Annotated in this window: 17 protein-coding genes and 3 tRNA genes; 13 read left to right on the forward strand and 7 right to left on the reverse strand. The window is 43.2% G+C overall.

Going from position 1 to position 22,197, the window contains the following annotated elements:
* Nucleotides 1-5: 5 nt before the first annotated feature.
* Nucleotides 6-1,553, forward strand: coding sequence for an ATP-dependent helicase (locus D0T18_RS04130; protein ID WP_116440537.1), 1,548 nt, complete (start codon nucleotides 6-8; stop codon nucleotides 1,551-1,553).
* Between the two features lie 154 nt (nucleotides 1,554-1,707).
* Here the strand turns inward: D0T18_RS04130 and D0T18_RS04135 are convergent, their stop codons facing one another.
* On the reverse strand, nucleotides 1,708-3,492 hold the full coding sequence (locus tag D0T18_RS04135) for a zinc-dependent metalloprotease (protein WP_116440538.1): 1,785 nt from the start codon (nucleotides 3,490-3,492) through the stop codon (nucleotides 1,708-1,710).
* A gap of 260 nt (nucleotides 3,493-3,752) precedes the next feature.
* Between D0T18_RS04135 and D0T18_RS04140 the strand changes: the two genes are divergently transcribed.
* A complete protein-coding gene (locus D0T18_RS04140) occupies nucleotides 3,753-4,640 on the forward strand; it encodes a YlbL family protein (protein WP_004110543.1) in 888 nt (295 codons plus the stop codon).
* Between the two features lie 44 nt (nucleotides 4,641-4,684).
* On the opposite strand, the gene D0T18_RS04145 is transcribed toward D0T18_RS04140, so the two are convergent.
* Nucleotides 4,685-4,758 (reverse strand) — tRNA-Val (locus tag D0T18_RS04145).
* Nucleotides 4,759-4,876: 118 nt separating this feature from the next.
* Here D0T18_RS04145 and D0T18_RS04150 point away from each other — a divergent pair.
* The 3 genes from D0T18_RS04150 to D0T18_RS04160 are packed head-to-tail and all read left to right on the forward strand — an operon-like array spanning nucleotide 4,877 to nucleotide 7,963.
* Complete coding sequence (locus D0T18_RS04150) at nucleotides 4,877-6,388, forward strand: DivIVA domain-containing protein (RefSeq protein ID WP_012913947.1); 1,512 nt, start codon at nucleotides 4,877-4,879, stop codon at nucleotides 6,386-6,388.
* Nucleotides 6,389-6,419: 31 nt separating this feature from the next.
* Nucleotides 6,420-7,166, forward strand: a complete 747-nt coding sequence (gene recO / locus D0T18_RS04155) for a DNA repair protein RecO (protein WP_116440539.1) — start codon at nucleotides 6,420-6,422, stop codon at nucleotides 7,164-7,166.
* Between the two features lie 2 nt (nucleotides 7,167-7,168).
* Complete coding sequence (locus D0T18_RS04160; protein ID WP_116440540.1) at nucleotides 7,169-7,963, forward strand: isoprenyl transferase; 795 nt, start codon at nucleotides 7,169-7,171, stop codon at nucleotides 7,961-7,963.
* A gap of 17 nt (nucleotides 7,964-7,980) precedes the next feature.
* On the opposite strand, the gene D0T18_RS04165 is transcribed toward D0T18_RS04160, so the two are convergent.
* Both D0T18_RS04165 and D0T18_RS04170 read right to left on the reverse strand, forming a co-directional pair.
* On the reverse strand, nucleotides 7,981-9,213 hold the full coding sequence (locus D0T18_RS04165; protein WP_116440541.1) for a M20 family metallopeptidase: 1,233 nt from the start codon (nucleotides 9,211-9,213) through the stop codon (nucleotides 7,981-7,983).
* A gap of 64 nt (nucleotides 9,214-9,277) precedes the next feature.
* Nucleotides 9,278-9,643, reverse strand: a complete 366-nt coding sequence (locus tag D0T18_RS04170) for an MTH1187 family thiamine-binding protein (RefSeq protein WP_033888601.1) — start codon at nucleotides 9,641-9,643, stop codon at nucleotides 9,278-9,280.
* A 179-nt stretch (nucleotides 9,644-9,822) separates the two neighbouring features.
* On the opposite strand from D0T18_RS04170, the gene D0T18_RS04175 reads away from it, so the two are divergent.
* The 4 genes from D0T18_RS04175 (at nucleotide 9,823) to D0T18_RS04190 (ending at nucleotide 14,464) form a co-directional block, all read left to right on the forward strand.
* On the forward strand, nucleotides 9,823-11,343 hold the full coding sequence (locus D0T18_RS04175) for a glycine--tRNA ligase (RefSeq protein WP_102703413.1): 1,521 nt from the start codon (nucleotides 9,823-9,825) through the stop codon (nucleotides 11,341-11,343).
* A gap of 69 nt (nucleotides 11,344-11,412) precedes the next feature.
* The gene (gene dusB, locus D0T18_RS04180) at nucleotides 11,413-12,567 is read left to right on the forward strand and encodes a tRNA dihydrouridine synthase DusB (protein ID WP_064621738.1); all 1,155 of its coding nucleotides are present in this window, start codon (nucleotides 11,413-11,415) and stop codon (nucleotides 12,565-12,567) included.
* 202 nt (nucleotides 12,568-12,769) lie between these two features.
* Entirely contained in the window at nucleotides 12,770-13,981 is a 1,212-nt protein-coding gene (ftsZ, locus tag D0T18_RS04185; protein ID WP_116440542.1) for a cell division protein FtsZ, read from the forward strand.
* Nucleotides 13,982-14,005: 24 nt separating this feature from the next.
* Complete coding sequence (locus tag D0T18_RS04190; RefSeq protein WP_004105139.1) at nucleotides 14,006-14,464, forward strand: cell division protein SepF; 459 nt, start codon at nucleotides 14,006-14,008, stop codon at nucleotides 14,462-14,464.
* A 63-nt stretch (nucleotides 14,465-14,527) separates the two neighbouring features.
* Here D0T18_RS04190 and trmB read toward each other — a convergent pair whose 3' ends face one another.
* Nucleotides 14,528-15,346: a tRNA (guanosine(46)-N7)-methyltransferase TrmB gene (gene trmB, locus D0T18_RS04195; protein ID WP_116440543.1), complete on the reverse strand. Its 819-nt coding sequence runs from the start codon at nucleotides 15,344-15,346 to the stop codon at nucleotides 14,528-14,530.
* A 384-nt stretch (nucleotides 15,347-15,730) separates the two neighbouring features.
* Between trmB and D0T18_RS04200 the strand changes: the two genes are divergently transcribed.
* The 3 genes from D0T18_RS04200 to D0T18_RS04210 all read left to right on the forward strand — a co-directional run bounded on the left by D0T18_RS04200 (nucleotide 15,731) and on the right by D0T18_RS04210 (nucleotide 17,585).
* Nucleotides 15,731-15,802: transfer RNA gene (locus D0T18_RS04200), tRNA-Glu, on the forward strand.
* A 741-nt stretch (nucleotides 15,803-16,543) separates the two neighbouring features.
* Nucleotides 16,544-17,224, forward strand: coding sequence for an ECF transporter S component (locus tag D0T18_RS04205; protein ID WP_004110520.1), 681 nt, complete (start codon nucleotides 16,544-16,546; stop codon nucleotides 17,222-17,224).
* Nucleotides 17,225-17,511: 287 nt separating this feature from the next.
* Nucleotides 17,512-17,585 (forward strand) — tRNA-Ile (locus tag D0T18_RS04210).
* 80 nt (nucleotides 17,586-17,665) lie between these two features.
* On the opposite strand, the gene D0T18_RS04215 is transcribed toward D0T18_RS04210, so the two are convergent.
* Both D0T18_RS04215 and D0T18_RS04220 read right to left on the reverse strand, forming a co-directional pair.
* A complete protein-coding gene (locus D0T18_RS04215; RefSeq protein WP_004110445.1) occupies nucleotides 17,666-18,568 on the reverse strand; it encodes a carbohydrate kinase family protein in 903 nt (300 codons plus the stop codon).
* A gap of 285 nt (nucleotides 18,569-18,853) precedes the next feature.
* Entirely contained in the window at nucleotides 18,854-20,449 is a 1,596-nt protein-coding gene (locus tag D0T18_RS04220) for an aminopeptidase P family protein (RefSeq protein WP_116440544.1), read from the reverse strand.
* 278 nt (nucleotides 20,450-20,727) lie between these two features.
* Here D0T18_RS04220 and D0T18_RS04225 point away from each other — a divergent pair, with 278 nt between their 5' ends.
* Complete coding sequence (locus D0T18_RS04225) at nucleotides 20,728-22,185, forward strand: bifunctional folylpolyglutamate synthase/dihydrofolate synthase (RefSeq protein WP_103013941.1); 1,458 nt, start codon at nucleotides 20,728-20,730, stop codon at nucleotides 22,183-22,185.
* Nucleotides 22,186-22,197 lie beyond the last annotated feature (12 nt).

A 22,197-nucleotide genomic window follows, 5' to 3' on the forward strand; every position in this document is an offset into this window, starting at 1 on the left:
GAATTATGAATTCTTCACCAGAACCTTCGCAAGTGACTTCTAAAACTTCTCAAGTGACTTCTCCAGAAGCACTTTTAGACGGGTTGGATAATTCGCAACGCGAAGCTGCTATCGCACTAGAAGGGCCAGTGCGCATTATAGCTTGTGCAGGAGCTGGTAAAACGCGCACTATTACGCGCAGAATTGCGTATGCTTGCGCTACTGGTAAGTGGGATCCTGAAAGAGTTTTGGCAGTTACTTTTTCTGTAAAAGCAGCTGCGGAAATGAGATCGCGTATTGAGGCTCTTGGTGTAAGTAATGTTGGATGCGTCTCAACATTTCATTCTGCGGCTTTGCAACACATTCGCAGCGTGTGGAACGACGTCTGTTCAGCACAATTTCCATCAATTATGAATGATTCTCAGCAAATCATAGCTTCTGCGCTTAAGCGTTATCCGGATTTTGCGGATATGACTTTGTTGCAAACTCGCGATATTTTGGCAGAAATTAATTGGGCGAAAGTTTCGCTTATTGCGCCTGACGATTACTTGCGTGTGTGCGCTTCTACGCACCGTTTGCCTCCTGCAGGTTTAGAGCCGCAGCAATTTGTCGATATATATGAAGCTTACGAAACCGAAAAAAATGCGCATAATTGCATCGATTTTAACGATATTCTTCTACTTTGCTGCCATATTTTACGAAATTTTCCGGAAGCTGCAAACCGTATTAAGCAATCAATCGGATGGATCACAGTTGACGAATATCAGGATGTGTCTCCTTTACAGCACGAATTGTTGCGATTATGGATGGGGCAGAACCGCGATATTTGCGTAGTGGGCGATCCTGCGCAAACAATCTACTCGTTTGCAGGTGCGAATAGTTACTATTTGCTTTCATTTCCGCAAGAATTTGCTCCTCTTGGAGCAGATATTAGTTTGAATACCGACTACCGCTCCACAGAACGCATAGTAGGTCTTGCTAATAGAGTGCTTGCGGCTTCTGCGCATAAAAAGGATTACGTAAAAGTTAAGGCGGCAACAAAAGGCGGCGTTCGTGTTAGCCAGCAAGTTTTTGCAACCGATGTTGAAGAAGCTTTGGGTGTAGTTGAGCAAATTGCAAAACTTGTAAAAAGCGGCGTTGCGCATCTTGGGGAGTGCGCAATACTAACGAGAACCAATGCTCAACAGCAAGTAGTTTGTAAAGCGTTAAAAGCAGCAAAACTTCCGTATCGCGTGAGAAAAGACGTGGGGTGGCAGCGAAATGTTTTAGAGGATGCGCAAAGCTACGGTTCTCAAGGTATTTCTGACATTTTTGCATCTTCTAATATTTCAACTGTTACTGTTTCAACTATTCATGCTGTTAAAGGTTTAGAGTTTGCGCATGTTTACGTAATTGGCTGCTCTGAAGGGCTTATTCCTTTTGGCTCTACGACTGATGACAGTGCTTTGGAAGAAGAGCGCAGACTTATGTACGTTGCAATAACTCGCGCAGAAAAGACTTTGCATCTTTCTTACGCTTCTAGAAAAGACAGTGGAACTGGCATGAATCGCGTGCCTAGCCGCTTTCTGGCTTAATCTCGCGGCATAAATTTTACGCTCGTGTAAAGTTTTGGTCGTTTTTGGTTGAGACCGACCTTTTCTTTACACAGTTGCACAGTTTATGCCGTTTTGAGCGTTGATGTCGATTATTCAGCTGGATTGTTATTGAATCAGGAGTTTTACAAGAGTTTTATTCGCCGTCAGCATCAGTTTCGTCGGAATTGCCGGATTCGTTGCCAGCTTCGCTACCGGATTCGTCGCCAGTTTCGTCGCCAGTTTCGTTACCGGTTTCGTTACCGGTTTCGTTACCGGTTTTGCTGTTTTGCTTCTTTTGGCGTGCATCCTCTTCCAAAAGCTTGCTAAGTTCAGCATCCCAATCATTTGTGCCTAAATCGTCTTCTGTTAATTTTTCAAAAGATTTTTCGATAGGCTTATTTTCGATAGCGTTATCAGTATTTTTGTTACTTTCGTAACTGTCTGCACTTTCGTGACTTTCGCTAGTTTCGCTAGTTTTTTCAGTTGCTTCGCTAGTTTGGTTAGACTGAGTTTCTATTGCATTTTTTGCAGCAGTTTTCGTTGCATCCTCCGCATCGATTTCTTTCGTAACTTCGTCACCTGCGTTACCAGCTTTACTTTCATTACCAGCATCCTTCGTAACTTCGCTAGCTTCCGGCAAAGTTGGCAACAAATCTGGATGACTCCACAAGCTATCTCGCTCTTCAATACCGCGCTCGCGAGTCAACTTTTCCCACAATTGCGATGCCTCGCGCATACGGCGAGGGCGCAAATGCAAACCAAGTAACGATTCAAACGTCACTTCTGCAGGTCCTCCTGCAGCTCGTTCGCGACGCATCATCTCTCGCAACTGCTCAATGTGCACAATATGAGCCATTCCAGACTGCCATGTAACACAATCAACCCAACCTTCAACAAGTGCAAGCAAAGTTTCCAAACTGTGCAAAGCTTGACGCTGCTCCTCAGAATCATTGCTGCCAATATTTTGCAAATTAACAGCTCCTGAAATTGCTTCCGGATTCATTGTTTCCACGTCGCGAAGCTGTTCTTCCATAGCCTCTAAATCAATGCTTATTCCGTTTGCGTACTTAATAATCAGCGCTTCAAATCGTGGCATAAGCCATGGCACGGATGCAAATAATCTTGCGTGTGCAGCTTCTCGCAAAGCCAAATAATTCATGACTTCTGTAATATCCAACTCCCACACTTTTGCATACTCAATGCAGTTGTATGGAATTAATCCGCCTGCAGGATTTTGCAACAGCGCAAGACCTTGATCAAAACTACCGTGTACTTCGTGTGAAAGTGCTCCAGCTGCTTGACCCAGTTGCATAGCAAACGAAGTGTTTCCAAGCAGTTTCATGAGTTGCGCTGGATTATTCATTCCTTCAGGCAGCGGAATCGGCACAACTCCTGCAAATAATCCTTTTACTTCAGCATCATCCACATCTCGGAATCGCTCTTCAATAACAGAAGTGAGTGCTTCATTTACTGATTTTGCAACAGGATTAGCGAATTTAACCCAAGCTTCAAGCGTTTTTTCTACCCAATCAGCTCTAGACAATACTTCTGGCGTTCCAGGAGCAGGATTGAAATTGCACGTTATATCTAGCCATAAGTTCGCTTGGCTTAAAGCTCTTCGTGTGGCATCTGCTACGTCTGCATTTACATTTCCTTGATCGCCATTAGCGTGCTGTAAAGCAATAGATTGCGCTAACTTGCGATTAATTGGCCCTTCTTCAAGTGTTGCTTCCATTTCGTACGGATTATTAAGACCGCCTGCACTAAAAGCTTGCATCATTCCGCGAACTTCGTCTGGTTTAGGAAGCTTATCTGGATTCTGATTTAAGAGTTGTTCGCGTAGCTCAAACGGAAGCTGATCAAGTTGTTTCCATGCTTCTTCTCCTTGTATTGGCCCAAAGCATTCAATGAGCCATTGGTGAATTGCATCGTCATTCATGAGCGTATCCTTCTCGTGCCACGTGTTGCATAATTTACAGTTTTTATTTTTATACGTTTCGTATCTGCACGTATTTGTACGTATTTTATAAGTATTTATACGTATTTTACACGTCTTTATATGCGAGTTTAGCGCATCTTCTTAATAAAAATATTTTTTAATACAAATATTCTACTCGATAATATGGTTTTATGTGCTATAACTTGCGTGCAAATATATTTTAAAGCAAAACTATATAGGGCTTGTGTCATGATACAAGCATGTTTCGCTTTTCTACAGGTGCTAGTGTATTCCGTGCGTGTTTTAGATCCTTGCGCTCGCTGTCTCATGCTTTAGTTTTGTACATTACTTCGCATTCTTTGCGATATTTTGCAGGATTCTTTACAGTAATTGTTGCGATTTTTGCGTTGTCGCTTCCAAGTGCATACGTCGTAGAAGAGCCTGGTCCAACGCAGGATGTTTTAGGATCCCTATCAAATACTCCTGTGATTGATATGTCTGGTTCTCGAGTAAAAGAAAATCATGATACTGGTAAATTATTGTTAATTACCGTCAATGTTTCTGGTGTTCCTGGATATGAGGTTTCAACATTTTATTCATTGATTTCGTGGATGGATCCTCATAAAAGTTTGTTGCCTCGTGAAGCTATTGTGCCAGTAGGGCAGAGTGCTGACGAGTATGAGAAGGAATCCACAAACGAGATGAATGATTCGCAAAGCCTTGCTCAAAATGTTGCGTTACAGTACGCGTCTAAGCATCTTGGAATTAAAAAAGAAGATGTAAAAGTTCGTTTACATATTGAAGATATTGGTGGACCGTCTGCCGGAATGATGTACACTCTAGGAATTCTTGACAAGCTTACTCCTGAACAAGAAACTGGTGGTAAGACGATAGCCGGAACTGGAACTATTGAAAAATCGCAAAAAATTGGTGCAATTGGTGGTATTCGGTTAAAGATGATTGCAGCTAAAAGAGATGGGGCTACTTGGTTCTTAGCGCCTTACGATAATTGCAATGAAGTTGTTGGGCATGTGCCACAAGGTTTGCGCGTTGTAAGTGTAAAAACATTGGATGATGCTTACAAAGCGTTAAAAGCTATTGGTTCTGGTCGTGGTGCAAATAAATTGCCAAGCTGCAATGTGAAATAAAACAATAAACCAAATAAAGCAGAAACCAAATAAAGAGCAGAAAGTGGGCGATGAGGGACTCGAACCCCCGACATCCACCGTGTAAAGGTGGCGCTCTAGCCAGCTGAGCTAATCGCCCGTTTGCAACAAATTAAAAACATACATGATGGTGTGTACGAATGCAACGTGTGGCGCGCGTCGTAACAATCGCGTACAGTATACTGAATAAGAACATGTGCTCAGGAGGTCGATATTCGATGGCTCAGAAACCTGATACCGCTCGTAATGCTTCAGCAATGGAGCGTGTGGGTAAGCGTAAGTTAGGATATAACGTCGCACAGGTGAATGCTTTTCTAGAGCGTGCTCACACTTTGTACGAAAGCGATGAAGCTCGACTTACGCAGAAAGATATTCAAGAGGTTTCTTTTGACTTGGAGCGTAATGGTTACATTATTGGTCAAGTTGATGCTGCGTTATCGCGTTTGGAACGTGCGGTAGTAGATAAGTGCACTGAGCAAGAATTGGCGCAATGCGGACGAGTTGCATGGAAAGCTCGTGTAGAAGCGCTTTATCGTAAACTTTTGCAACATGCTCAAAGAGATTATCGCGATCGTTTTGATCGTGGTTCTTCGCATCACCCGTCTTATGCGCGTAAACAAGTGGATATTATGGTCGATCAAGCATTAGATAAGATTGCTCTTATGCTTGGTCATGAGCTTGAGTGGGAAACGGACAAAGAAACATTACAAGATATTGATTCTGCTTATGTTTCTAATGTGATTTTTACGCAAAAAAACGGTAAGCACGGTTATGATGAGCGTCAAGTTGATTATTATTTAAACGCTTGTGTGCGTTTGCTTAGCAGCTTGGAATCTTTTGAGCGTGTAGAACAGTATGTTGATGCGGATAATAGTAGTTCCTCATACTCTCGAGCAGCATCTGAATCTTATTCTGCTCCTGCTTCTGTTCCTGCTTCTGTTCCTCCTTCTGTTATTCCTGTAACTAAAGCTGAAGAGCCTGCTAAATCTTCAGAATCTACGGAATCTTATAACCATTCTGAAGAGCCTGTTCCATCATTTGCTCCTTCAATAAAGCCTGCATCTGATTTCAGTGCTGCTTCTGCAGCTTCTTCCGCTTCTGCTACTGCACCTTCTGCTTCTTCAATATTCAAACCTGTTGAGGATGCTGTGGATGATGAAGACACTGCGGATAGATTGTCTAAGATTGCACCTCGCTCAATACCTAGCGTGCCAAATCATGATAAACAAAGCATTTTTGCTCCTGTAGATTATGCTAATCAAGATTCTAATGATTCGTTTGAAGCGTTAAATAAGTCTGAGCGCGCAATATTTACACCTCATGCTGCTGCAAGTAAGCCTTCTAATGTTCTTAACGATACTGATAGCAATGACGAGCTTTTGCAAAGCGCTACAGTAATGCGAAACTCTTCTGAATCTTCTGTGCTACCTCCTTCTTTCACTCCTGCAGCTCGTAATCGCAATAATTCATCTGCGCCTAAGCCTGTTGCGGCTCCTGCTCCTGATGAATCAATTCCATCATTTGCTCCTCAAGATTCTGCACAGCATTCCTCGCAGCATTCTTCGCTTAATATTCCGGAGTTGCATGTTTCTAATTTGCAGCCGAGTAAGCCATTGAGTTTAGATATTCCAGATTTGTCATTCCCAATTATTGGTCATATTGATGAATCTACTAATTTCGGTAGCTCTTCTCAAGGCGACGACGATTCGGAAAATAACGATCGTAATTAATCTAACTATTAAAAAAGATATAGTTTGATTTATGCCATTGTATCGCGATGAAGCTGTTGTGCTTCGTACTTTTCCTTTAGGTGAAGCGGATAGGATTGTTGTGCTTCTTACTAAGCGGCATGGCAAAGTTCGTGCTGTTGCAAAGGGAGTTCGTAGGCTTAAATCACGTTTTGGTGGTCGTCTTGAGCCGCTTATGCGTGTTGATTTGCTTCTTGCACAAGGTAAATCTTTGGATGTAGTCTCGCAGGCTGTTTCTATTGCTGCTTATGCTGGTGAAATTTGTGCAGATTATACGTCCTATGAGTATGCAAACGTCATGCTTGAAGTTGTGGATTTGCTTGTTTCTAACGAATATACAGATGAATACAGGCGTGAATATCAAGATACGCTAGGGCAGTATCGTCTACTTACTGCGGCTTTACTTTCATTGTCTAAGCATAAGCATTCTCCTGATGCTATTGGCATGTCGTATATATTGCGAGCATTGTCATTAGCTGGGTGGTCTCCGCGACTACAAGCTTGTGTTGTATGTGGGAAAAATGAAGATTTATGCTATTTTTCGCCTTGCGCAGGTGGAATGATGTGTGCAAGTGATCACACTCCAGATTCAATAGTTTGTGCTACTTCGACGCATTTGCAATTGTGTGCGCTTGCGCAAGGAAACTGGTCTGTTCTTGACGGAGTGTCGGTTGATTCTTCTACTATGCGATGCGTTCAGCAATGGGCTGAATATTATCTTGAGCGACCTATTCGTTCGATGGGGTTGTTACATTCGTAAGTATGGCTTTTGAAAACGTGGATTATAAGTCGCTCGATATTCCAGCGGCTCCTTTTAGTGACCCTTCTCGCATACCAGATTTTCCTAAGGGCAAAGTGCCTCGTCATGTCGGTGTGATTATGGACGGAAACGGACGCTGGGCAAAAGAGCGCGGAATGATTCGAACCGAAGGTCACAAAGCTGCAGAACCGGTAGTTTTTGACGTTATTGCAGGAGCTATAGAAGCAGGAGTTCGTTACTTAAGCTTATACACTTTTTCTACCGAAAATTGGAAGCGATCTCCACAAGAAGTGCGCTTTTTAATGGGATTTTCTAGGGATATTATTCACCGCAGAGTTGCGCAAATGAACGAATGGGGAGTGCGCGTTCGTTGGGCAGGAAGGCGCCCTAGATTGTGGAAGTCTGTTATTGACGAGTTGGAAAAAGCGCAAGAAATCACCAAAAATAATAAAACTATTGACGTTGTTTTTTGCATAAATTACGGCGGTCGTGCAGAAATTGCGGATGCTTGCGCGCAAATCGCGAAAGAAATTCAAAATGGCAAAATTAAAGGCGATCGTGTAAGTGAAAAAATGATTGCTGAGCACTTGTATAATCCGGATATTCCAGATTGCGATTTGGTGATTCGCACTTCCGGCGAGCAGCGCACTAGCAACTTTTTGCCTTGGCAAGCATCCTACGCGGAACTTGATTTTGTGCCGGAACTATTCCCGGATTACGGCCGCGAAGTGCTGTGGAGGTCGATTGACCGCTATGCGCATCGCGACCGCAGGTTTGGTGGCGTAAAAAACGCCTAGTATCTCACTAAGATTTGTTACTTTTCGCTAGTGAGCCAAGCGCAAGCTGCCACAACTGCAGCTTCTAATCCGCGATTAAGAGTGGGCTGCAAATCTGGGGCGAATGCCGGATTGTGATTTCCAGGAGCATTCTGCATATCCGCAAAACCACCTAAGCCCCAGTAAGCGTAAGGAGTTTTAAAAGCGTTCGCGACTATAGAAAAATCTTCCGAAGCAGAAGCGCGCGAAATATCTACAGAATCTTCTCCAAAGTATTCATCAAAAGCTTTACGCACGCGCAAAGATGCATTCTGATCATTATTTGTAAGCGGATAGCAATCATAATACGTAAACTCTGGTTCTTTAGGACATCTTGCAAGCTCGCACTCTCCACGCACAATTCGTTCAATAGCATTGTGCACAAATTTTTGAGTATCTTCGCTATAAGTTCTTGTGTTAATTAAAAGCTCGGCATCATCAGGAATAATATTCGACTTACTTCCTGCATTAAGCGCGCCAACTGTAACAATTGCGTAATCTTTAGCTGCAAGTTCGCGAGAAACAATCGTCTGCAATTTAAGCACAATTGACGAAGCAACAACCACCGGGTCAACGCTCAACTCAGGCATAGAACCATGCGAACCTTTACCAAAAATGTGCACGCGAATCGAAGCTGCAGTAGTTAAGAACGCGCCCGAACGAATACCGACTGTTCCTGCAGGAATAGTGCCCAACACATGCTGACCAAGGTAAACGTCAGGCTTTGCAATCATGCTCATAATGCCATTTTTCACCAAGTCTTTTGCGCCTTGAGCTGTTTCTTCTCCAGGCTGAAAAACGCCAATATACGTTCCTTTCCAAGCATCTTTATGCTCATTAAAAGCCTTCAAGGCACCAAGTAGGCTGGAAATATGAAAATCGTGACCGCAAGCGTGTGAAACTCCAACCGTTTTGCCATTTTCGTCTTGCGCACTAACTGTTGAAGTGTAATCTTTTCCTGAATTTTCTTTAATTGGAAGCGCATCGATATCCGCTCTCATAGCAACAACAGGACCTTCGCCGTTTTTAATCTCTGCCACAACGCCTATTTTTCCAACTCGCTTTGTTTCAATCCCAGCTTCGCTAAGAATATCAATAATTGTTTGAGCTGTATGATCTTCTTTCATTGACAGTTCAGGATGTTGATGAAAGTATTTGTATTGTTTTTCTCGTTCTGCTTGGGTTTCATCTAAATCGGATAATATTTTCTGAACTGCCGTAAGTTGCAGCATAAATTCCTGCTTTCTTTTGTTTTATTATAACTTTTTTGAGTTTTGAGATTATTTGATTTTAGTTTTATTCTTCTTTATTTCGTTTGTCGAGAATCTTATCTACAAGCGCACTTTTTGCGTCAATTTGATTGCTAAAACCAGGGCGAATATCTAATTTTAGTATTACTCCAGTACGGTATCCTTTACTAACTAAAGTCATCGTAGCATCTTTCACAACGCGCATAACGTCATCAAATTCGCCCTCAATATTCGTGAACATTGCGTTAGTTTCGTTCTTTAATCCAGAATCGCGAATTACTTGTACAGCATCCGCCACGTACTCGCTCAACTCGTCTCCGACTCCGCTTGGAGCAATGCACAACGCCGCGACCGTGTTAGTTCTGTGCTCGTTCGCGTGGTCGTTTGTATTCTCGTTATTATTTTCACTCATAGTAACAATCCCTTTAAAATCGTAATCTTATGCAAATCTAGCAAAACAAGACAACGCCAAATAATGCGTCAACAAACTTATAAATTTGCATTACTTTAACAATTTTACAAGCGTCACAGGGTTTTTCTATAATAGCAACGTTTTCACCCGAATTTTCTAGTTTTACGAAAAGGTGTATTGTGGCTGTTTCAAAGCTTGATGAAGTCGTCTCCTTGGCTAAGCGTCGAGGATTTGTGTTCCCAGCCGGCGAAATTTACGGTGGCACGCGTTCTGCGTGGGATTACGGCCCGCTCGGTGTTGCGTTAAAAGATAATATCAAGCGCGAATGGTGGCGCTACATGGTGACCACGCGTGGAGATGTTGTTGGAGTGGATACTTCCGTTATTCTGCCTTCACAGGTGTGGGTTGCTTCCGGTCACGTTTCCGTGTTTAACGATCCTTTGATTGAGTGCTTGAATTGCCATAAGCGTCATCGTGCAGATAAGTTGGAAGAGTCTTATGCTGAAAAGCATGGCGACAAGATGCCAGAAAATGGATTAAAAGACATTGCTTGCCCAGATTGTGGTACTCGCGGAAACTGGACTGAGCCACGTGACTTCAACATGATGCTTCGCACTCATTTAGGACCGGTTGAAGACGAAAATAGCTTGCATTATTTGCGTCCAGAAACAGCTCAGGGCATTTTCGTTGATTTTAAGAACGTCATGACTTCTGCTCGTCAAAAGCCGCCTTTTGGCATTGCGAATATTGGTAAGTCTTTCCGCAACGAAATTACGCCTGGAAACTTCATCTTCCGCACTCGCGAGTTTGAGCAGATGGAAATGGAATTTTTCGTAGAGCCTGGAACCGACGAAGCTTGGCACCAGTATTGGATTGACACTCGTGTGCGTTGGTATGTGGATTTGGGTGTTAAGCCAGAAAACTTGCGCATGTATGAGCATCCTAAGGAGAAGCTCAGCCACTATTCCAAGCGCACTGTCGATATTGAATACAAATTTGGCTTCCAAGGTTCGGATTGGGGAGAGCTTGAGGGTATTGCAAACCGTACTGACTACGATTTGTCTGCTCATGCTAAGCATTCCGGCGAGGATTTGAGCTACTTCAACCAGGCTACTGGCGAAAAGTATGTGCCTTACGTTATTGAGCCTGCTGCTGGTCTTACGCGCTCGCTTATGGCATTTTTGGTTGATGCTTATGACGTGGACGAAGCTCCAAACACTAAGGGCGGAGTTGACAAGCGCACTGTTCTTCGACTTGATCCTCGTTTGGCTCCTGTTAAAGCTGCAGTTTTGCCTTTGAGTAAGAAGCCAGAATTACAAGCTGTTGCTCAAGATTTGGCTGCAGATTTGCGTCAGCATGATTGGGTTATCGATTACGACGAAGCTGGTGCTATTGGTCGCCGCTACCGTCGTGAGGACGAAATTGGTACTCCTTTGTGCGTAACAGTTGACTTCGATACTTTAGAAGATCATGCTGTTACAATTCGCGAGCGCGACACTATGCAACAAGAGCGTGTTTCCTTGGACAAGGTTGCAGATTACGTCGCTAGCCGAATTAACGAAAAACGTGTTAAGTATCCGCAAGGCCCTGTTGAAATCGTTGGTACTCGTGCAGCCGACGGTACTACGGATATTGCTAAAGAAGCTGGCGAAGACGAGTCTAAGCCTGTACAAATCGCTACTGCTGGCGGATTATACTAATACGCGTTTGAGTAGTGCTTAAGCATTAATAAGCAAAATTATTATTATAGTGAACGGAGTTAAAGCAATATGAATTTTTCTATAAAACCAGTGGATTTAGGGAAAGTTCATATTGCAACTCCTGTTGTTTTATCTCCAATGGCGGGGATCACTAACTGGCCATTTCGCGTAATCTGCCGCGAATTTGGTCCGGACGGGCTTTACGTAGCAGAAATGATTACAGCTCGAGCTTTAGTTGCACGAAATCCAAAAGCATTGCGTTTATGCCGTTTTGCGCCTAGCGAAAAAGTGCGCTCGCTGCAACTTTATGGTGTAAATCCTTCTATTGTAGAGCAAGCAGCTCGAATTGTTGTCGACGAAAACATGGCTGATCACGTTGACTTAAACTTCGGCTGCCCAGTTCCAAAAGTGACGCGACGCGGCGGTGGTTCTGCTCTTCCTTGGAAAACTGATTTGTTGCAAGAAATTTTGCATCGCGTTGTTTCTGTTTGCGAACCAGCAGGAATCCCTGTTACGGCTAAATTCCGCGTTGGAATTGACGAGAATCATGAAACTTTTATTCAAGCTGGTCATATTGCGCAAGAAGAAGGATGCGCTGCTGTAACTTTGCATGCTCGTACGACTGCAGAATATTATGGTGGTCATTCAGACTGGACGCGTATTGGCGAGCTTGTAGAAGCACTCGATATTCCAGTTTTTGGCAATGGTGATATTTGGGGTGCGGAAGATGCGCTCGCAATGTTTAAGGAAACTGGCTGCGCTGGCGTTGCTATCGGTCGAGGATGTCAAGGTCGCCCATGGTTGTTTGCTGATATTCGCAATGCTTGCGAAGGTAGCGATAATCGTGTGAATCCTACTTTGACAGAAGTTGGTTCCGTTATTTTGCGTCACTTGAAGCTTTTAGTTGAGTTTTATGATGGTGACGAGCGTATGGCTGTTCACGACTTGCGTAAGCATGTCGCTTGGTATTTAAAGGGCTTTCCTGTTGGTGGTGGCACTCGTAAAGCGTTTATGGAGTGCGAGTCGATTGAGGATGTTCAACGTAATCTCGATATGCTTGACGGTTCTCTTCGTTTGCCAGAAAAAGTGTTAGACACGCCGCGTGGGCGAGTTAGATTTGCTAAAAAAGTTCATTTGCCGTATGGGTGGTTAGATTCTCGTACAACTAGTCACGAAGAGCGAGAGGCGTTATTTGGTGATGATCCAATGGATGCAAGTTACTAGTGTTTTCTAGGGCTTTCGTCATTTTTTTGCACTGATTATTTCGATAATGTTCTATTAAAATCACCTTGTGCTCATATTTGCATATAGCACGGTGTATTATCAAAACAGTGACATTTTTTCAGTTTATTGTGAAAACGTCGTCAGTATCGAGCGTTTTGCGCTAAAATATTGTGTAAACGTGCGTGAGTGACAGGAGATAACGGTGAGCGAGATTGCCCAGACTGACAATTTCAACGACAAAACCATCATCAAGGTAGTCGGCGTCGGTGGTGCCGGCGGTAACGCCGTCAATCGGATGATCAGCGAGGGCCTACAGAATGTAGAGTTTGTGGCCATTAATACTGACGCTAAAGATTTACTGCGTTCTGATGCTGATGTAAAGATTTCATTATCTGATGCTTCGAGCCGAGGCTTGGGCGCTGGTGCTGACCCTGAAAAGGGTGCTAAGGCTGCGCAGGATCATCAATCAGACATTGAAGAGGCGCTTAAGGGTGCTGATATGGTGTTTGTTACCTGCGGTGAAGGCGGTGGTACGGGTACTGGTGCAAGCCCGATTGTGGCTCGTGCAGCTCATCAGCAAGGTGCTTTGACTATTGCTGTTGTTACACGTCCATTCGGTTTTGAAGGACCGCAACGTGCTGCATCTGCAAAACTTGGTATCGAGAATCTTCGCAAAGAAGTTGACGCGTTGATTGTTATTCCAAATGATCGTCTTTTGGAAATTTCTGATCGTACTATTGGAATTATTGAAGCATTTAAGACGGCAGATACTGCATTGCTCGCAGGTGTGCAAGGCATTACTGATTTAATTACCATGAATTCTTACATTCATGTTGATTTCTCTGATGTTACAGCTGTTCTTCGCGGAGCAGGTACCGCATTGTTCGGTATTGGTGCTGCAAAGGGCGAGGATCGTGCAACTCAGGCAGCTGAAATCGCTATTAGCTCCCCATTGCTGGAAGAAAGCATTGAGGGTGCTCACGGTGCTTTGATTAATATCGCAGGTCCAAGTGATTTGAAGCTTCAGGAAGCTTCTGCTGCAACTGAACTTGTTCGTAAAGCTATTCATCCAGAAGCTCAAATTATTTGGGGTCTTTCTTTGGATGATTCTTACGGCGATGAGGTTCGAGTTACGGTTATTGCTGCTGGATTTGATGCCCATCCTAAGGCGGAGGAGTCCTCAGCTAAAGCTGGTCAGTTTGTTGATATGCAAGCAGATGTTAAGCCTGTAGCTCCTGCACAGTCTACGTCATCTTTCAAAGAGGAAGCTCAAGCTGCTCCACAAGTAGAACAACCTGCTTCTATGCCTTCTATGTTTGAGCCTGCAATGAATCAGCAATATTCTCCTTCTGCAGCTCCTGTACAGCAGACTGCTGAACCTGACGAATTAGATATTCCTGATTTTCTGCGTTAAGCGTAACGAGAGGAGGGTTGCTTCATGGCTGGCTTTATGAAGAACGTGATGTCATACGTTGGTATGGCAGATGTGCCTGAGGATGATGATTATGCTGAATCTGATGTTCAAGAAACGTCATTCGATAATGATCGCTCGGTAACTCCTGCTGTGTCGCAACATGGTAATGATTTGCGTGGCGGTTCTGCTCGTGCGAATGCTAGTCGTATGAGTCGTATTACTACAATTCATCCTAAGTCTTACGATGATGCGCAAATGGTAGGTCGTGCTTTGCGTGACGGTGTTCCAGTGGTTTTAAACCTTACTGGTGTAACTGAATCAGTTGCGTATCGTATTGTTGATTTTTCTGCTGGAGTTGTGTTTGGTGTTCGTGGCTCTATTGAGCGTGTAACTCCTAGGGTGTTTTTGCTAAGCCCAGCACAAGTGAATATCAAAGTAGAGGATGCTCCGAACGACAATACCGCGCGTGACTTGTTCTCCTAAAAATTGTATTTGCTAAAGAATTAATTGAGCAGCGTTTGTTTAACAACTTTCGCTGCTTTTTATTTATTGCGCAAGATAAGTGAAGTCGTGAATCGTGCGGCCAGCATCCAAACCTTTACGCTCAAAATTCGTAAGAACGCGACCAGCAAAGCGTTCGGATTCGCTAAAATCTGCGTGCGGAAGAGTTGCAGCGGTGTCAGCTGTGCCTTTTCCAACGTGCTCAATTGGAAGACTTACGCTTAGTTCACCAATATTTGCAAAATCTTCGCGAGAATCCATAATCTCGTGCACGTGCAAAGCGTAATCCTCAATATCTGTAGCAATGCGCCAAACGCCCTCTTTGCGCAACGCCTTGTGGATTGTAGAGGCAAGCTCTGGCTGCACAATACGACGCTTATGATGACGCATTTTAGGCCATGGATCCGGGAAGAAAGTCCAAACTTCTTCTAAAGCTCCGCAGTCGCACGCAGCGAAGAAATCAGGAGCGTTAATTTGCGCAATACGAAGATTAGTTAAACCTTGTTTTCCAGCAAGAAGCATTGTGTGAGCGATGCCTGGATCGTAAACTTCAAGCGCCAAAAAGTTAGTTTTCGGCAAACGTTCTGCTGCGGCAACAATGTTTTCGCCTTGACCGGAACCGATTTCAACAATAAGCGGATTATTATTGCCCCACTTATCGCTAATCCAATCAGAGGTAATTCGCAAATTTTCGCGCAATCTAAAAGAGCTAGGAGCTTCAGTAACGTCTAATAGGTACTGACTTGCATAACTCTCCTGAGCGTGCTGTAAACGCGCATCTAAGCGCCCAGAACGACGCACAAACGACAATACAGTGCGTTGCTTGGCTTGCATAGTGTTTTCGTTTTCATTTTCACTGCTCATGAGATTACTTTCGTTATTTGAATATACGCTTTTAGTTAAATTCGCATGATTTTAGTCATGCTAGTACGCATTGTTTTATGCTATCAAAAAGTATAAATAACTGCTTGCAGACGCTACTAATGTAGCTTTGCACCAATGCTTTGCAAATGCTGATTACTCGTTGATTAGCGAACTTTAACATTATTGCTGTTGCCCACACCACACCAAGCACTCCCACCATGCACCTACCTGTAGCTTAATTGCATAATTTCTTTTATTTTGATTAGTTTGCTCGCATTTCGTCAAGGAAAAGAAACGCACACGCAATTAAGCCTACTTAACCTCAACACGCCGTGAGTTGCGTACTGCTTTTTTGAGTGTTAATATCATATGGTTTGGTTCGAAGCCCCCTTCGTCTAACGGTTAGGACACCAGACTTTCAATCTGACAACAAGAGTTCGACTCTCTTAGGGGGTACAAATTACAACGCCGCTGGGTTTTCAGCGGCGTTTTTCGTTTTTTGTATTTCTGATTTTCGGGGTTATAGGCCAAAAAGTGTGTAAGAAATCATGTCTTAGACCTTGCAATACAAGGGTTTTGCGGTAATCGAATCTGTTTTCTGCACATTCGCCACCTGGACAAAAAGTGTGTAAAAATAAGCTCATAACCCTTATAGCAGTAAGGCTCGCAGTATATCGAATGTGGGTTATTTCTTATGTTAAGCGGCGTTCGAAGCATGTATTAGCTGAGTATTTAACAATAAATCGTCAAAGGCTGTTACTAACGCAGATTACGTACTGCACCAGTAACATATAACCCCGCTTATCTGTTGTTAACGCAGATTACGTACTGCGCGAGTAACATATGACCGTTACTTTCTTAAGATACTTGACTGAGTTTTTAACAGTGCTGAGACTAGTTTATGCCACAGAATACTCATCAGCTTAGCTTTACACACTTTTTGGCCTATAACCCGATTTTCGTATTTCTATTTTTGCCGCTTACCCTATTTTTCGTATTTTGCGCAGCAATTAGTTTTTCATATATTTTTTCTATAAATCGATATAAGATCTGACAATGTATTAAATATCACAAAAGGTATGTTGTGCTTTTTAGAGGTGATACACTTTCTCATTGGTACTTCTGCCCGGGCTGCGTAGGTCAGGAAGTATTCAATTCAGTAATTTACAATGCGCAGCAGCTTAAAAAGGATTTCCTATGAGCGATATTTTCAATACAAATAATAATGGGTTAGAATCATCTAATTGTGTAACGGATCAAGTGGATAGTAATGCTGCTTCTAGTATTAATAGGGTTATAAGCATGCGTTGGCGTGTTGCAGATATCGCATTAGGTGCTGCTCTTGCTGCTGTTTTTGGCGTTATCTTGTATGGCTATGGCTTGGTGTTTATTCCTTTGATTCGTACTTTGAATGCAGCTGTTCTTCCTGGTTTTGCAAGCATCACGCATGGTGTTTGGTATTTGTCTGGAACTCTTGCAGTTTTGCTTATTCGTAAGCCAGGTTCTGCAGTGTATGTAAATGTTGTTGCAGCATTTGTACAGGTGCTTCTTGGAACTCCGTTTAATATGCGAGATACGCTTATTTCCGCACTTTTGCAGGGTGTGTTTGCGGAGATTCCGTTCTTAATTTTCCGTTTGCGAAAGTTTAATTTGACTTTGAGTGCTCTTTCTGGTTTGCTTGTGGCTTTTGAGTATGGTGTGTTCTTAAGCTTCACTAAGTATCAGGCTAAAGCTCCTACTTATATTACGATTCATATGATTACAGAGCTTATTAGTGGATTGTTGCTTTCTGGAGTGCTTGTGTGGTTTGTGTATTTGGCTTTGCGCAAAACTGGTGCTCTTGATAACTTCGCATCTGGACGTTCTGACCGAGCTTGAAATCATCGGGATTTCAAGCTCCTTCAGAGCGTCGAGCTTGCTCAGGTTGAAAGCACGGTATGCTTTCAACGCAAGCGAGGTCTGCCTTCGTCGTTATTGACGGAGGTAGATTTTGGTTGGTGTGGTTTTGTGTTGGGTTTTGTTTTTGTTTGTTTGGGTTTTGACCGAGCTTGAAACCATCGGGATTTCAAGCTCAGTAATCCTAAGCAAGGTCAAAAATTCGACTCACTGAGTTGGCGACGTTTATGGGTATGTGCTAATCTAGTCGTTGCTGACTTTGTTAGCGTGGGGCTTTAGCTCAGTCGGTTAGAGCAGCGGACTCATAATCCGTCGGTCCAGGGTTCAAGCCCCTGAGGCCCCACAAGATATTAATAATGCCACTTCATTATGATTTATGAAGTGGCATTTTTGCATCTTATAATTTAAATTTTATTTTTTGTTTTATTTGTTATTTTCTGCCATTGACAAATAATCTGGTATTTGTTTTGGATACTTAGGCCATGCTCCTTCTTGAGTGCACACAAATGCTGCAGTATTAACAGCTGCGCGATGCGCCTCTTGCAAGCTTTCTCCCTTAAGAATATGCGCTGCAAATGTTCCTGAGAACGAGTCTCCAGCACCAACTGTGTCAAGAACTTCAACGTGTGGAGTTGGGATAGTTGAGCTTTCTCCAGTGCTAGTAGTAATCGTACTAAAAGTAGAGCCGCCTGTAAGAATCACATAATCTAGTCCGTAACGAGCTTGGAACCACTTGCAAGCTTCCTCGTCTGAAGTGTCGCGAATATTGAACATATCGCGTAATAAGAATAGTTCCGAATCGTTAAGCTTAAATACTGTTGCTTCTTGAAGTAATGTGTCGATAAGATCCTTAGAGTAGTGATCGCTTCTAATGTTAATATCGAAGAACTTCATTGCTCCAGGCTTAGTATGCTTTAACAATTGCAAAATTGTGTCGTGAGTTTCTTGAGAACGTAAGCTTAGAGTGCCAAAGCATACTGCATCTGCTCGTTCTACTAAATCAATGAGTTCTCGAGTGTAAAGAATATGATCCCATGCTATATTTCGCAGAATAGTGTACTCTGGTATTCCATTTTTTAGTGTTACTTCTACAGTGCTTGTTGGCCAAGCGTTGCGTTGAATAATTGAAGCGATGCCAGCTTTGTTCACTTTGTCAATCAGCTCATCGCCGAGTTGGTCTTGACCAACAGCGCTAATCATGCAACTTTGCGCTCCGTGACACTGTGCATGATATGCAAAATTTGCTGGTGCTCCTCCAACACGTTTTCCATGTGGGAGCAAATCCCATAAAAGTTCGCCGAGTGAAAGAACAATTGGCTTAGTCATAATATTCCTTTCGCACGCGTCAGTGCAGCAAGTTTGTAGAGCTATACTTTTTACTAAATATCTTCTCGCTTCTTCAAAAGCATTTTGATGCAAATTTTGCTTGTAAAAATGCTACATAAACAATTATGGTGCGCCCTTTCGATAAGTAATATGCGCAATGCGTGTTACGTTTCTATAGAGCGCACCATAAGTGCTATATTGCGTACGTTTAACTTAGCTTATGCTGGCGTACTATATTATTATTATTCTTTTTTATTATATTTTTCTATTATTTTGATTTATTGCTTAATGCTGAAAAATATCACTTTTGTGAGCTTGTTCAGCCATCCATGCTTCTACATCATCGATTTGCTTTGGAATGTCAATAGAAAGCCACTCTGGACCGCTTTCAGTCATTAGCACATCATCTTCAATACGAATTCCAATTCCGCGCATTTCTTCAGGAAGCATCAAATCGTTAGCTGCAAAGTATAATCCTGGCTCAATAGTGAATATCATTCCTGGAGTAATTTTTGCGCCCTGATAAAACTCGTAGCGTGCTTGTGCGCAATCGTGCACATCCAAACCAAGATGATGAGCAACGCCGCAAGCGTGCCAACGACGATGCTGTTGACCTTCTGGCGAAAGTGATTCTTCAACGCTAACTTTCAAAATTCCCCATTCGTGCAAGTGTTCGGCTAGAACGCGCATGCAAGCATGGTGAATATCGGAGTAGGTTGCACCTGGTTTAGCAGCCTCAAAACCGGCTTGCTGAGCGTCAAGAACGCACTGGTAAAGCTTCTTTTGTAAGTCAGTGAATTTGCCGTTCGTTGGGAAAGTTCGTGTAATGTCAGCAGTGTAGAGGCTGTTAACTTCAACGCCGGCATCAATAAGTAGCAATTCTCCGCTGGAAACAACGCCAGTGTTGCGCATCCAGTGCAAAATTGGCGCATGCTTGCCTGAAGCAACAATAGTGTCGTAGCCTACTTCGTTGCCTTCTTCGCGAGCAACAGAATTAAAAGCACCCTCAATCATGCGCTCGGAATGCTCATGACCCAAAGCATTAGGCAAACGCGTAAGCATGCGGTCAAAACCAAGTTTTGTGGCGGCAATAGCTTTGCGCATTTCGCGAATTTCGTAGTCGTCCTTAAGCATTCGTGCTTCTGCAGCGAATTCGTGCAATTTATCGTCTGCGCAAGTGTTTGCATCTTCATCAGTAAATCCACTTGCTTCTCGCATTGTTTCAACTTTTGCAGTAAGCTCAGGATCGGTTTCTCGAACAATTCGCACGCGAATGCCTTCGCCATTAGCGTCGTCGCTTACGTTCTTTGCAATAGCGTCGTCAAGTTCTGCAATATCGCGCGTTTCAATGCCGGTCATTGCTTTAAGTTCTTTTAAGCCTGCGCGAGGACCAACCCAATATTCTCCGTAGTGAGGATCCTTGTAAAATGCTGAAGTGCTGTTATCTGCGCGTGGAGCTACAAAAAGTTCTGGCGTATGATTTTTACCGTCTTTTGCTTCTTCGCTATCTTTTTCAACCGGTTCCATAACAAGCACAGCACCAGCCTCATAGTCTTGACCTAAGCCAGTGTAGTAAGCAAATGTAGTGTCTGGACGGAAAGCATAATCGCAGTCGTTATTACGCACCTTTGGTTGTCCTGCAGGGATAACTAAACGTTCGCCTGGGAAACGCTTTGAAAGAGCCTCTAAACGAGCTGGAATGTACTTGCTAGATTCAAGAGCCTTAACTTCTGGCTCCTGGTTATCCCAGTTATTCGTCATAAAATCTTTAAAAGAATCACTGTTTGGACGAAGTGAACGGTTATTTACGCGATCTTCTGCCTTTTGCGTGCCGTCAGCTTTTAGCTCTTCGCCGTGCTCAGTTGGCGTATATTCTGCCATTATGAGACTCCTTAATTTTTGCTTGTTAATTTTTGCTTGCGCAAATTATACAAATAGTAAATAAACAGTCAATAAACTAACATAGTCTTATTTAGTGTTTTATGCGAGTTTTTTAGTGCAAAATAGCAAGATTTTATACGCAATTTACAAAGTGCGTATAAAACGCTTTTGCTATGTGAATATTGTCACAACATATTTATATGCGTGTGTTGTTGGTATCAACTAATCTAGATTGTTGGAAAATGAGTAAGCGAGCGTAAAAATTAGGGGGAGTAGTTATGTCTATTGAAAATCCAAATCGCAATAATGAGCGAATTGTTGATATCGAACGCAATATTATGAGTCGAGCTCCAGAACACAATAAAACTAATCTCGACTTGGATCGCATGCGTCTTATTCTCGATATTTTAGGTCATCCAGAGCAGTCTATGCGTGTTATTCACATAACTGGTACGAACGGCAAAGGTTCTACTGCTCGAATGGCTGAGTCAATTTGTCGAGCATACGGTTTGCGAACCGGATTATATACTTCTCCACATTTGGAGCGCGTAAACGAGCGCATTATGATTGACGGACAGGAAATTAGTGACAATCAGTTCGTTGATGTGTGGGATCAAATGAAAGACATTATCGACATGGTTGACGCTCGCATGGAAGCTGACGGTAAGCCAAAAATGAGCTTTTTTGAAGTGCTTACAGCCATGGCAATTTGGGCTTTTGCGGACGCTCCTGTTGATGTTGCTGTTATGGAAGTTGGCATGGGTGGCGAATGGGATGCCACTAATGTTATGAATGCTGATGCTGCAATTATTGGGCCGGTTGATATGGATCACATGCAATGGCTTGGAAACACTGTTGAAGAGATTGCTCGCACGAAGGCTGGTATTATTAAGCCAAATTGCACTGTTATTTTGGGTCCTCAGCCGCATGAAGCTAAGGTTTTGCCAATTATTAAGGAAGTTGCAGAGCGCAACCATGCTACATTATTGCGCGATTCTTCTTATGGCGATGGCGAACTTGAAGTTGTGTCTCGTACTCCTGCAGTTGGTGGACAGGTTGTTACTTTGCGTACACCTCTTGGCACTTATGAGGATGTTCCGGTTGACAAGTTTGGCAAGCATCAGGCTCATAATGCTTTGGCAGCTCTTGCCGCTGCAGAGGTTGTGCTGCCTGTAAGTGGTGCTTTGGATGGCGATTTAGTTGCAGAGGCTTTAAGTCAGGTTAAGGTTCCTGGGCGTATTGAGCAGGTTCGTACTTCGCCGACAATCATTATTGATGGTGGACATAACGTGAATGCTGCCGAGTCTCTTCGTGAAACTATTGAAGAAAACTATCATTTTGAGCAGCTTATTGGCGTTGTGGCAATGATGGCAGATAAGCAAGTTGAAGAATACTTGGGTGTTCTTGAACCTATTTTGACGAAGATTATTGTTACGCGTAATTCTTGGCGGGACCGTGTAATGGATCCGGAAGATCTTGAAAAGGTTGCTGTAGGCGTGTTTGGCAGGGATCGTGTGATTCGCGTTGACGAGCTTCCGGATGCTATTCAAACGGCTGTGAATCTTGTTGATGAAGACGATGAGCTTGGCGTGGGCTACGGTCACGGCGTGCTTATTTGCGGAAGCTTTGTTACGGCAGGAGATGCTCGCACAATGCTTGTTGAGCATGTGAATCCGGATTTAAAAAAGCCTAAAGATCAGCGCGTTGCAATTCACCCGAATATTGACGAGTCCTGAAAATTAAGCTAT

The organism is Gardnerella swidsinskii (assembly GCF_003397705.1).
GTDB lineage: Bacteria > Actinomycetota > Actinomycetes > Actinomycetales > Bifidobacteriaceae > Bifidobacterium > Bifidobacterium swidsinskii.